Here is a 12256-nt window from a genome sequence, read left to right as displayed (position 1 = left end):
ATGTCCGTTTCCTCAGGACCCAACAGTGTGTCCAACCAGACCCAGCCCCCGAAACCCCGTTCCCACTCCCTCTCACGAGGGCGGTACTAGCAGTCCCGGCCGACAGACCCGGTTGAGTAGCCAGTGCTCCACTAATGAGCGCGCCGTGTGCAGAACGTACGCCTGCAGACACGACATGAACCACGACCACCCGAAGATGACCGCAGCCGATGCTCCTTAGAAAGGAGGTGATCCAGCCGCACCTTCCGGTACGGCTACCTTGTTACGACTTCGTCCCAATCGCCAGCCCCACCTTCGACCGCTCCCCCCAGACAAGCTGGTTGGGCCACGGGCTTCGGGTGTTGCCGACTTTCGTGACGTGACGGGCGGTGTGTACAAGGCCCGGGAACGTATTCACCGCAGCGTTGCTGATCTGCGATTACTAGCGACTCCGACTTCATGGGGTCGAGTTGCAGACCCCAATCCGAACTGAGACCGGCTTTTAGGGATTCGCTCCACCTCACGGTATCGCAACCCTCTGTACCGGCCATTGTAGCATGTTTGCAGCCCAAGACATAAGGGGCATGATGACTTGACGTCATCCCCACCTTCCTCCGAGTTGACCCCGGCAGTCTCCAATGAGTCCCCACCACCCCCGAAGGAGCGTGCTGGCAACATTGAACAAGGGTTGCGCTCGTTGCGGGACTTAACCCAACATCTCACGACACGAGCTGACGACAGCCATGCACCACCTGTCACCCAGTCCGAAGAGGCACCCATCTCTGAGTGTTTCCGGGCGATGTCAAGCCTTGGTAAGGTTCTTCGCGTTGCGTCGAATTAAGCAACATGCTCCGCCGCTTGTGCGGGCCCCCGTCAATTCCTTTGAGTTTTAGCCTTGCGGCCGTACTCCCCAGGCGGGGCGCTTAATGCGTTAGCTACGGCGCGGAAACCGTGGAAGGTCCCCACACCTAGCGCCCAACGTTTACAGCGTGGACTACCAGGGTATCTAATCCTGTTCGCTCCCCACGCTTTCGCTCCTCAGCGTCAGGTAAGGCCCAGAGAACCGCCTTCGCCACCGGTGTTCCTCCTGATATCTGCGCATTTCACCGCTACACCAGGAATTCCGTTCTCCCCTACCTACCTCTAGCCAGCCCGTATCGAATGCAGACCTGGAGTTAAGCCCCAAGCTTTCACACCCGACGTGACAAGCCACCTACGAGCTCTTTACGCCCAATAATTCCGGACAACGCTTGCGCCCTACGTATTACCGCGGCTGCTGGCACGTAGTTAGCCGGCGCTTCTTCTGCAGGTACACGTCAACTTCGTCCCTGCTGAAAGAGGTTTACAACCCGAAGGCCGTCATCCCCCACGCGGCGTCGCTGCGTCAGGCTTTCGCCCATTGCGCAATATTCCCCACTGCTGCCTCCCGTAGGAGTCTGGGCCGTGTCTCAGTCCCAGTGTGGCCGGTCGCCCTCTCAGGCCGGCTACCCGTCGTCGCCTTGGTAGGCCGTTACCCCACCAACAAGCTGATAGGCCGCGAGTCCATCCCCAACCGAAAAGACTTTCCACACCCACCCGATGCCGGGAGGTGTCGTATCCGGTATTAGACCCAGTTTCCCGGGCTTATCCCAGAGTCAGGGGCAGGTTACTCACGTGTTACTCACCCGTTCGCCGCTCGAGTACCCCGAAGGGCCTTTCCGCTCGACTTGCATGTGTTAAGCACGCCGCCAGCGTTCGTCCTGAGCCAGGATCAAACTCTCCAAACAATGTCTGAACAGTTGCTCCCGGCTGAAAGCACCCATCTCACATGATGGATGTTCAACCAAAGGAATCCGTCCCCCACCCCGATGAAAGGGCAGGTTGGACAGGGTTGTGCTTCATGCACTGGCTTTTAACACACTGTTGAGTTCTCAAGAAACGGACGCGTACACCGTCGTCCCGACCAGTTTCGGCCGGAGAACCAGGGGCGGTTCGTTTTGTTCTGTTCTTTCGTTGTGCCGTTATTCTTTCAGGCCCGCTTTTTCGTGTCAAACCGGCTCGTTTTGAAACGATTGACTTGATCTTGCGGGTCTTGCTGGAATTCGGCGGCTCCGTTTCCAGAGCAACCCTTCTAACCTACTCGACCGTCTGATTCATGTCGAATCAGACCCCTTTGGAGATAGATATCCCCTTGAGGCGAAGATCGCTAGAGAGGTTCCCGAGGCCCCGGCGCCACCGCCGTCTCCCTCGGGTCTGGTGAACTGTACGAACCTCGTCCCGCATCGTCAAATCGGCCACGCCACCAGAGAAAACCGATGGATCACCGTCTTCCTGCCCTGGCAGGTGCTCCAGAAGGCACGGTTCGGTCCGTAGCGAATAGCCCGTGGCAGGCGACGTCAGCGGGAGAGCGTGGCCGACATCGTCGCCACGATGACGCTGACCAGCCCCTCGACGACTTCGGCCCGGTCCACCTCGGGATGCTCCAGCCACCAGTCACCGGTGGCCTGAACCATACCGACGAAGGCGTGACCCAGTACCTGGGCGCGAACCGGATCGGGCACCGCCATCTCGGCGGCGATCACCGTGCCGAGTTCCTCACCGAGGCTGCGCACGATGGCGGTCATCTGGGAGTGGGTCCGGCTGTCCTCCGCACCGGCCCGGTAGAAGAGGAACCGGTAGAGGTTCAGGTTGGCCGCGATCATCTCCAGATAGGCGTCGATCGTCGCCCGGGCGCGACTGCGCAGGTCGGCCCTGGCCCGGTCGAACTCCGGGCGCAGCAGGCCGACCACGGTACGGACATGCCGGTTCGCCAGGGCCTGGTAGAGCCCGCTCTTGTCACCGAAGTGCCGGTAGAGGATGGGCTTGGTGACCCCCGCCTCGGCGGCGATCGACGCCATGGACGCCTCGGGTCCCTCACGCCGGATCACCCGGTCCGCGGCGTCAAGCAGCGCTCGACGCCGATCCGGATCCCGTCCGCCCACCGATGCTCCCCTCACACGGAGAGGAACAGCATAGGCCGGGAGCCCCAGCCGAAAGCGCCGTCAGCTTCTCGGCCCTGAAAGGGACCGAGCTTGCAGCTCCTCGCCATACCTGGCAGATACGGTTCAGGCCGCGTCGTCGGCAGCGTGACACACTGCCCGGCGACCGATATTGATCGCCGCGAAGTAATCCGCCGGGCCAGCGAGCCCGCACAAAACACAACAGAACTCATCCCTGGTGGGACGGTTCCGTTTGTCGAGGTGACCGCACCCGGGGCAGGTGCGGGAGGTGTTGCGCGGATCCACCAACCGCACCGGTACCCCGGCCAGGGCGGCCTTGTACGTCACGAACGTCCGCAACTGATGGAAACCCCACGAGTGCAGGTCGGCACGCTGAGCCTTACGAACCGTGACCCGCTCCCGAATGCCCTGAAGATCTTCCAGGGCGATCCCGGAGCGGGTGTCCTTGGCCTTGCCGACCAGCTTCTTGGCGATGACATGGTTATGGGCGGGGGGCTCTCGGCATGTCGGGGAAGAGCGTGAAGACGCGGCGAGCACGGGTGGCTGTCAGGCGGGCGGCGTTCGGGGTGCTGCGGGCGCTCAACGCGAGGCGGGCGAGGCGCGCTCCGGCGCCCGACACGAGAACCGTCCGGATCCTGCTGCAGCACGCGTACGGAATGGGCGGCACCATCAGGACCGTGCTCAACCTGGCGGGTCACCTGGCGCGCGAGCGCGATGTGGAGATCGTCAGCGTGGTCCGGACGGCCAGGAAGCCGTTCTTTCCTATCCCGCTGGGCGTGCGGGTGTCGTTCCTGGACGACAGGACCCGGCGGCGAGGCCCGGTGGGGTGGCTGCTGTCGCGCCTGCCGAGCATGCTGATCCCGAGGCAGGAGAAGGGTTTCGACCTGCTGGTGAAGGCGTGGAAGCCCGTCGCCGCGGCGCACCCCGACTGGGTGTTGCGCCTCTACGGGCGCGGCAGGCCCGAGGCCGAGCGGAGGCTTCGCGCCAGGATCGAGGAGGCCGGACTGTCGGACACGATGCTGCTCATGGGCAGCTCGTCGGAGATCGGCATGGAGCTGGCCAAGTCATCGATCTACGCCGTCAGCTCGCGCTACGAGGGATTCAGCATGACGATCCTGGAGGCGATGAGCAAGGGGGTGCCGGTGGTGAGCTTCGACTGCCCGCACGGCCTTGGAGAGGTCATCGCACACGAGCACAACGGGCTGCTCGTTCCGCCGAAAAAGCCCGCGGCGCTCGCCGAGGCGCTCTGCCGGCTGATCGAGGACCGGAGGCTGCGTGGCAGGCTCGGCGACAACGCGGCGCTGACGGCAGCCGACTACAACCTCGACGCCATCGGGGCCCGCTGGGACGCGCTTCTGGCGGAGCTCGGTGCCGGACGTTCCGGCGACCAGAAGCGGCACCTGCCGGTATAACGCGTGGTTCGTGGGTGAAACTCCGGTAATCTGCCGCTCGTCTTCAGGAGGTGGCAGGTGGCCGGAGCGGGTGCCGTCGCCGTACCGGGCTACGAGGTGTCCGGGGTGCTCGGCCAGGGTGGTTTCGGAATCGTCTACCGGGCCAGGCAGCTGGCGGTGGAGCGTGAGGTCGCGCTCAAGGTGGACAACCGGGTGCTGGTCTCGGAACGGGACCGGCGCCGTTTCATGCGCGAGGTGACCTCGGCGGGCGCCCTCTCCGGCCATCCGCACGTCGCCCATGTCTACGACGCCGGGGTCCTGCCCGATGGGCGGCCGTACATGGTCCTGGAGCTGTGCCCTGGCGGGTCACTGCTGGACCGGATGCGTGCGGAGGGGCGGCTGCCACCGGTCGAGGTCACCGACATCGGCATCAGGATCGCCGACGCGCTGTCGGCGGCGCACGCCGCCGGAGTGCTGCACCGCGACATCAAGCCTGCCAACATCCTGATCAACCGGTACGGCAATGTGGTGCTCTCCGACTTCGGCCTGGCCACCATGCCCTCGTCGGGCAGCGAGGCATCGGTGACCAGGGAGTCCCTCACCCCGGCCTATGCTCCGCCCGAGGCGTTCGAGCTGACCGAACCCGCCCCCGCGGGCGACGTCTACTCCCTCGCCGCCACGCTGTACGCGCTGCTCTCCGGGCGCCCTCCGCGCTTCCCGGAGAGCGGCGTGGTCAACATCGCGGTCATCATGGCCCTGCACCGCCTGCCCGTCCCCGAGATCCCGGGGGTGCCGCCGGAGCTGACCGCCGTGCTCAGGGATGCCATGGCCGCCGATCCCGCGCGGCGCACCCCCTCGGTGGCCGCACTGCGCGACGCCCTCGCGAGCCTGCGCCCGGGGAGTGACGCCCCGGCCTCCCCGCCTCATGCCCCGCGGCTCGTCTCCCCTCCCCCTGCCCCCTCACCGCCGTACGCCACAACGCTACCGCCGTACGGCACGCCGCCGGTCCAGGGCGGGCCCGGCAGGGAGCCGGTGCGGTCGCATCTGACGTCTCCGGGGGTGAGCGGTACCAAATCGCCCGAGCATCCCGCCTCGTCGAACACGCGGGTCTTCGTCGCGGTGGCGGTAGCCTTCGTGATCCTGCTGCTGGCCGGGGCCGGGCTCATGTACATCGAGGATCGCGACCGGACCCCGACCACCTCGCAGCAGTCGGGCCGGCAGGCGCTCCGGGGCGACGAGAACGCCGGGGACGGCACGGCCTCGGCGCCCGGCGCGTCCGCGGCCCCCAAGGTTCCGGAGGTTGCCACGGTCACGGCGGCCTGCCCCGCCTCGGCGGTCGCGGGTGCGGGGGCCGCGTGCGTGGTGAAGCCCGAGTGCTGGGGCGGCCTCGTCTCGATCGCGGGCGACACCACGGCCAGGCGGATCGGCTGCGAGGAGTCACACGTGTGGGAGACGTACGCGATCGCCCCGCTTCCGCAGGACTCGCTCACCTACGACCTGGCAGCCCTGGAGAAGCATCCGACGGTGCGGAAGGTGTGCTCGGAGCAGGTCATGTTCGCCTCCATGTACGACACCCGCAGCGATCGGTGGAGCAGGTGGCAGGGCACGGTCCTGCCCCCCTCTCGGGAGCAGTTCCAGGGTGGGGCACGGGTCTACCGGTGCCTGGGCGGCCTCATCGGCTTGGAGACCCCGGGAATCCGCTTCGGCCGGTGAGCCCTCTCGGGGATCCGGAGCCGCTCGGAAGCGGCCGGTCCGCCGCTCGGCACGGCGCAGACACTCTCTTCGCCCTTTTAGCCAGGGCGGGTGCGGACTGGCATTCTTGCCGTGAAGAATTGGATGGAAGCGAGGTGTGAACGCTCGCTTCGCGATCTGCGTACGTCACAAACGGTGACGGTGCACGGACCGGGTTCGCTCATTCTTTCGAGAAACCCACTACGTGGCATCCTGTCGTGTTTTCTCTCCCGGTCATGCGGACCGAGGTCTCCGAGCTGGAGGTATTTGATGACTCAGGCACAGATCGGTGTGACAGGGCTGGCCGTCATGGGGGCGAACCTCGCCCGTAACCTGGCCAGGCACGGGCATTCGGTGGCGGTGCACAACAGGTCACACCACAGGACCAAGGCACTGATCGAGGAGCACGGGGACGAGGGGACCTTCGTCCCCTGCGAGACTCCCGAGGAGTTCGTCGCGGCGCTGGAGCGCCCCCGGCGCATCCTGATTATGGTCAAGGCCGGGGCGGCGACCGACGCGGTGATCGAGGAGTTCGCCCCCCTGCTGGAGCCGGGCGACATGCTGGTGGACGGCGGGAACGCGCACTTCCTCGACACGCGCAGGCGCGAGGCCGCGCTGCGCGAGCGCGGCCTGCACTTCGTCGGCGCGGGCGTCTCCGGCGGGGAGGAGGGCGCGCTGCTCGGGCCGAGCATCATGCCTGGCGGCTCGAAGGAGTCGTACGAGACGCTGGGGCCGTTGCTGGAGGACATCGCGGCGAAGGTCGACGGCGTGCCCTGCTGCGCGCACATCGGCCCCGACGGCGCCGGGCACTTCGTGAAGATGGTGCACAACGGCATCGAGTACGCCGACATGCAGCTCATCGCCGAGGCGTACGACCTGCTCAGGCAAGGGCTCGGCCGGACCCCGGCGGAGCTCGCGGACATCTTCGCGGAGTGGAACTCAGGTGAGCTGTCCTCGTACCTGATCGAGATCACCGCCGAGGTGCTCCGCCAGGTCGACGCGACCACCGGCAGGCCGCTCGTCGACGTGATCGCCGACCGGGCGGAGCAGAAGGGCACCGGCCGGTGGACCGTACAGATCGCCCTGGACCTGGGGGTTCCGGTGAGCGGCATCGCCGAGGCGGTGTTCGCCCGCTCCCTGTCCGGCCACGCCGACCTGCGCGCGGCCGCGCGCGGCCTGCCGGGCCCCTCGGGCGTACCGGCCGGCGCCGTCGGCGAGGACTTCGCCGAGGATGTGCGGCGGGCGCTGTACGCCTCGAAGATCGTCGCCTACTCCCAGGGGTTCGACATGATCAGGGCGGGCAGCGCCGAGTACGGCTGGAACGTCGACCCCGGCGTGCTGGCCACGATCTGGCGGGGCGGCTGCATCATCCGCGCCGTCTTCCTGAACCGCATCCGCGAGGCGTACGCGGCGCCGGACAAGCCGGTCACCCTGCTCGCCGCTCCCTATTTCGCCGAGGCGCTGACCCTGGCGCAGGACTCGTGGCGGCGGGTGGTGGCGAAGGCCGTCGAGCTGGGCATCCCGGCACCGGGCTTCTCCACCGCGCTGGCCTACTACGACGGGCTGCGGGCCGAGCGCCTGCCCGCGGCCCTGATCCAGGGCCAGCGTGACTTCTTCGGTGCGCACACCTACCAGCGGGTGGACCGCGAGGGCTCCTTCCACACCCTGTGGTCGGGCGACCGCACGGAGATCGAGAGCTGACGTCCTCGGCGGGCGGCGGAAGGTCCCGCCGCCCCTCCCGCGACGGGCCGCTCGGCTACGTCCGCTGCGGTGCTGGGGGCCGTCCGGGTCCGGACAGTGCCGGCAAGGAAACACTGTTTCCACAGCAGGAACACGTGGAGACGTCTGTCAACGACGGACCGCGCCGGGCCCGCGCTCCGGCGGGGCAGGAACCCTACAGCCACGTCGCCATGATCACCTCGCGACGCCCGCGGGCGTGTCACGGCCGACTCGAAAGGTCACGCCGCACGAGCGCGGCCGCACTCCGCCGGCGCGAGGTCTCCGGCGCGGTGTTCAGCCCGGTTTCGGGAGCAGGGCGAACGCGTGGTCGGCGGCGGCGACGGCCGAGGGGTGGGCCCGCGCGGCCGTCTCCCCCTCCACCAGCCTCAGCCAGTTGCGCCGGGCCAGCACCCGCTGGACGGCCAGGACCTGGCCCGCGACGAGTCGGGCGGTGAGCTCGTCGGTGATCTCGTCGAGCGCGGCGGCGAGGGCCTCCTCGTCCGAGGCCATGTAGTGGAGCACCCGGGCCGCGAGGCTGGGCGTGGAGAAGACCATCCGGTGGTATTCGAGCACCTCGGGGTGGTCGTTGAGCCCCGTCACGGGATCGCGCCGCTCCAGCCCGGCCAGGAAGTGGCGGTGCAGCGCCTCCAGCGGCGCCTCGCCCGCCCCGCGCTCGCGCACGACCCGGGCGGCCTCACCCTGATGGTCGGAGATGCGGTGCAGGACAAGGTCCTCCTTGGTCGGGAAGTACTTGAAGAGCGTCGGTTTGGAAACCCCCGCCGCCGCCGCCACCTCGGCGACCGACACCTCGTCGAATCCCCGCTGGAGGAAGAGCGAGATCGCCTCCGCCGAGATCGTCTCGTGGACCTGCCGCCTCTTGCGTTCACGGAGTCCTGTCACGCGTTCCAACCTAACAGAAGCGCAACTCGGTTAATATCTTAACCCGGTTAAGTTTTTTGAGGGTGAGGTGCGATGACAGGTACCGGACTCGACGACGAGCGGGCCTATCTGAGGGAGTGCAGGGCGGCCATCCGCCGGATGGCCGAGGGCGCGCGGCTGAACGTCGTCATCGGCGAGCGGGTGGCGGGTGACCGCTACAGCGCGGAAAGGCTGGGTTACGACCTGAGGAGCCTTGCCAAGGAGCTGGACGAGCAGCCGGACGGCCCACCGTTCTTCGGCCGCCTCGACTTCGGCCCCGGCTCGGCCGAGCACCACGGACAGCGTTACTACATCGGCCGGCGCCACGTCTCCGGCGGCCCCGGGCGAGCGCCGATGGTGATCGACTGGCGCGCGCCCGTCTCCGCGACGTTCTACCGGGCGAGCGCCCGCGACCCGCGAGGAGTGTCCGTACGGCGCCGTTTCGGCTGGTCGCGGGAGCCGGTCGCATTGACCGGCTTCGAGGACGAGCATCTCGAAGCCGGTCAGGACCTGGGCGTGGCGAGCCGGATCGTGGCCGCCGAGATCGAGCGCCCCCGCGTCGGGCCGATGCGTGACATCGTGGCCACCATTCAGCCCGAGCAGGACGAACTGGTCCGCGCCGGGCTTGAGGGGTCGATCTGCGTCCAGGGAGCACCGGGCACGGGCAAGACCGCGGTCGGGCTGCACCGGGCCGCCTACCTGCTCTACACCCACCGGCAACGGCTCGCACGCGGAGGCGTCCTGATCCTCGGCCCGAACCAGGCGTTCCTCGGGTACGTCTCGGCCGTGCTGCCGGCACTGGGCGAGGTCGACGTCGAGCAGACGACCGTGGACCGGTTGCTGGCGCGCGGGCCGCTCCAGGGCGATGACGGTGAGGCGGCGGCGGCCGTCAAGCACGACGTCCGTATGGCGGAGGTGCTGCGCCGGGCGCTGTACCGGCGGGTGACGGCCCCGCCGGGTCCGATCACCGTCCCCGACGGCTCCTACCGCTGGCGGGTGGGACAGGAGGAGTTCGGTGCCATCGTGACCGCCGCCCTGCGGGAGGCGACCCCGTACGGTGTGGGCCGCGAGCGCGTGCTCTCGCGTATCGTGGCCGTCCTGCTCCGGCGGGCGGAGGCACGTGGCCGGAGCGCGAGCGCCGCCTGGAGGCGCGGGATGACCAGGGCCCTCAGCGCACACGTCGACGCGGTGTGGCCCGCCACCCAGCCGGAGGAGGTGCTGGCGGAGCTGCTCGGCGACCCCGCGTCACTGGCCGGGGCCGCGGACGGGATCCTCACCCCCGGCGAGCAGTCGGCGATCCTGTGGGCCAGGCCGCCGCGCTCGTTCAGGAGCGCCAGGTGGTCGGCGGCCGACGCCGTACTCCTCGACGAGGTCTCGGGCCTGCTGGAGCGCCCACGGGGTTACGGTCACATCGTCGTCGACGAGGCGCAGGACCTGTCGGCGATGCAGTGCCGGGCCGTCGCCCGCAGAAGCGAGCACGGTTCGATCACCGTCCTCGGCGACCTCGCCCAGGGCACCACGCCGTGGGCGGCTCGGGGGTGGCGGGAGCATCTCTCCCATCTCGGTAAGCCGGAAGCGGAGCTGATCGCCCTGACCACCGGCTTCCGCGTGCCCGCGGCCGTCGTCACGCTCGCCAACCGCCTGCTTGAGGTGTTGACGGTGGACGTGCCCAGGACCCGCTCGTTCCGCGCCGACGGCCGTCTCAGGATCCGCGAGACCTCCGATCTCGGCCCTGCCACGGTCGCCGCGGTGCGCGACGCCCTCGGCCATGAGGGCTCGATCGCGCTGATAGCCGCCGACGCCACCCTCGGCCCGCTGGCGGCGACCCTGAGAGCCGAGGGCATCGAGGTCGCCACGCTCGACGACATCGCCTCCGCGGCCCGCGTCACCGCCGTCCCGGCGGCGATGGCCAAGGGGCTCGAATACGACCACGTGGTGGTGGCCGAGCCCGCCGAGATCGTCGAAGCCGAGCCCCGAGGACTCAACCGGCTCTACGTCGTGCTGACCCGGGCCGTCTCGCGACTGGACGTACTGCACACCCGCCCGTTGCCCGCCTGGCTCGCGCCGCCGGCCGGCGTTCAGGGGTGATCGGAAGCGCCGGAACCCTCGGCAACGGTGGGTTTCCGGCGTCCCGGATCCTCCCTGTCTCCCGGTCCTTCCGGCTTCTCCCGCAACTCCCAGCTCAGGGATGTGGCCCTGGAGAGGGCTTCCGGAGTGAGCGGGCAGCCGCCCTGCGGCTGCGCCTGCCCTTCGGGGGATTCGTCGGACGCGGCCGGTGACCCGCAACCGGCGAGAACCAGCGCTCTGGCGGTCAGGAGTCGCATGGCCACGACACCGTCCTTTCGCCTGCCCGCCCGGAACGACCCCGGCGTTTCACGGCGGGCGTACCGAAACCTCGCCGGCGAATGGCACCTCGGCAATACGATCCGAGTTCGCCTTGGACGAGCGATGACAGGTTGACCGCCGGCAGCACACCCGTCAAGGAGCACCGGCGCGGTCACCCGCCCCATCGGGCCGGGGGCGCGGTGCAGGCCGACCGTGACCACGGCGCCGTAGTGGTCGCCGCCGGTTTCGTGGTGGTGACGGGACGCACCACCTATCAGATTCTCCGGACCCGACAGTAGGTTTCGTATTGAATACACCTTTCGCCCCGTTATTGCCGCCCGATGGGCCGCTCTTTAATGCTGGAATTCACTGGAATTCAAGGGAGACCAGTGGGACTCCTGTTACGCTCCGGGCCGTGAGTGATTCACTGGACGCGCTGGAACGGCGAATAGCCGACCTCCGCGCCGAGGTGCGACGGGCGGTCAAGGCGAAGGAGAACTCGCTCGCCCGGTCGCTGCGCGGGGAGTTGCGCAGAGCCGAACAGGCGTGGGACGCGGCGATAACCTCCGAGGCGCCGACGCCCGCGTGCGAGCCCGAGACCTCGCTGCTGCCCATCAGGGAGCAGGTGCACCAGGCACTGGCCATGCTGGGCGTACCGACCTCGGCCAAGCTCATCGTGGCGGTGAACGACGCGTTCTTCTCCCGCGAGCTCCGCGGCTCACAGCTGACCAGCCTGCGCCGAGACGAGGAGCGCTCGTTCCGCGGCGACCCCTACGCCAGGCCGTACTACCTGTGCGCCGCGCTGACCGACCGGCTCTCCCCCGCCCGGGGGCTGCTCGCCGACAGCACCTGGCCGGCCGAGTCGCGGGTGCTGGGACCGCTGAGCCCGCGCGTCGACTTCCTCACCTCGACCATGCGCATCGCCGAGCACCTGGCGCGGCTGGCCGAACCGCCGGCGGGGGCGGTGCGGCTGCTGTCCCGGATGGCGCAGAACATCCCGGGCGCCGTCGAGGGCTTCGCCCCGGCCGACCCCGCGACCGCGATCCGCGCGGCGCGAGCCGAACTGGAGGTGCACCGGGCCGCCGACACCGCGCAGCGGGCCGAGCTGGCGGCGCGGGCGACGAGGCAACTACCGGACGTCGAGCGCCTGTTCGGCGTCACCGCGATGAACACCTTGAGGGGGGCCTGTTGAAGACCAGGCTGGACGGGGGGACC

At 68.6% G+C, this 12256-nt stretch carries 9 protein-coding genes and 1 rRNA gene; 5 read left to right on the top strand and 5 right to left on the bottom strand.

The window, feature by feature from the left end:
* Positions 1-220: 220 nt before the first annotated feature.
* The 3 genes from ACQP0P_RS21560 to ACQP0P_RS21550 form a co-directional block, all read right to left on the bottom strand.
* A 16S ribosomal RNA gene (locus ACQP0P_RS21560) occupies positions 221-1745 on the bottom strand.
* Positions 1746-2354: 609 nt separating this feature from the next.
* Positions 2355-2939: a TetR/AcrR family transcriptional regulator gene (locus tag ACQP0P_RS21555; RefSeq protein WP_433379874.1), complete on the bottom strand. Its 585-nt coding sequence runs from the start codon at positions 2937-2939 to the stop codon at positions 2355-2357.
* A gap of 123 nt (positions 2940-3062) precedes the next feature.
* The gene (locus ACQP0P_RS21550; RefSeq protein ID WP_433379871.1) at positions 3063-3494 is read right to left on the bottom strand and encodes a zinc ribbon domain-containing protein; all 432 of its coding nucleotides are present in this window, start codon (positions 3492-3494) and stop codon (positions 3063-3065) included.
* On the opposite strand from ACQP0P_RS21550, the gene ACQP0P_RS21545 reads away from it, so the two are divergent.
* The 3 genes from ACQP0P_RS21545 (at position 3476) to gndA (ending at position 7780) form a co-directional block, all read left to right on the top strand.
* On the top strand, positions 3476-4369 hold the full coding sequence (locus ACQP0P_RS21545; protein WP_433379868.1) for a glycosyltransferase: 894 nt from the start codon (positions 3476-3478) through the stop codon (positions 4367-4369). The genes ACQP0P_RS21550 and ACQP0P_RS21545 overlap by 19 nt on opposite strands.
* A 57-nt stretch (positions 4370-4426) precedes the next feature.
* Positions 4427-6061: a serine/threonine-protein kinase gene (locus ACQP0P_RS21540; protein ID WP_433379865.1), complete on the top strand. Its 1635-nt coding sequence runs from the start codon at positions 4427-4429 to the stop codon at positions 6059-6061.
* A gap of 288 nt (positions 6062-6349) precedes the next feature.
* Positions 6350-7780 carry an NADP-dependent phosphogluconate dehydrogenase gene (gene gndA, locus ACQP0P_RS21535; RefSeq protein ID WP_433379862.1) on the top strand — a complete coding sequence of 477 codons (1431 nt, stop codon included), beginning with the start codon at positions 6350-6352 and terminating at the stop codon, positions 7778-7780.
* Positions 7781-8092: 312 nt separating this feature from the next.
* Here gndA and ACQP0P_RS21530 read toward each other — a convergent pair whose 3' ends face one another.
* Entirely contained in the window at positions 8093-8698 is a 606-nt protein-coding gene (locus ACQP0P_RS21530) for a TetR family transcriptional regulator (RefSeq protein ID WP_433379859.1), read from the bottom strand.
* Between the two features lie 72 nt (positions 8699-8770).
* Between ACQP0P_RS21530 and ACQP0P_RS21525 the strand changes: the two genes are divergently transcribed.
* Entirely contained in the window at positions 8771-10804 is a 2034-nt protein-coding gene (locus ACQP0P_RS21525) for a HelD family protein (protein ID WP_433379856.1), read from the top strand.
* On the opposite strand, the gene ACQP0P_RS21520 is transcribed toward ACQP0P_RS21525, so the two are convergent.
* The gene (locus ACQP0P_RS21520; RefSeq protein ID WP_433379853.1) at positions 10795-11046 is read right to left on the bottom strand and encodes a hypothetical protein; all 252 of its coding nucleotides are present in this window, start codon (positions 11044-11046) and stop codon (positions 10795-10797) included. The two genes, ACQP0P_RS21525 and ACQP0P_RS21520, sit on opposite strands and share 10 nt — an antisense overlap.
* Positions 11047-11456: 410 nt before the next feature.
* On the opposite strand from ACQP0P_RS21520, the gene ACQP0P_RS21515 reads away from it, so the two are divergent.
* Complete coding sequence (locus ACQP0P_RS21515; protein WP_433379850.1) at positions 11457-12233, top strand: hypothetical protein; 777 nt, start codon at positions 11457-11459, stop codon at positions 12231-12233.
* The last annotated feature ends 23 nt before the right edge of the window (positions 12234-12256 follow it).

The sequence above is a fragment of the Streptosporangium sp. CA-115845 genome (genome assembly GCF_050943795.1).
Taxonomy (GTDB): Bacteria; Actinomycetota; Actinomycetes; order Streptosporangiales; family Streptosporangiaceae; genus Streptosporangium.
This window is presented reverse-complemented; position numbering and strand designations above follow the sequence as displayed.

Excerpts from the sequence above, each read along its gene's own strand:
- ACQP0P_RS21525 (WP_433379856.1), top strand. The coding sequence starts at position 8,771 with ATGACAGGTACCGGACTCGACGACGAGCGGGCCTATCTGAGGGAGTGC.
- gndA (WP_433379862.1), top strand. The coding sequence starts at position 6,350 with ATGACTCAGGCACAGATCGGTGTGACAGGGCTGGCCGTCATGGGGGCG.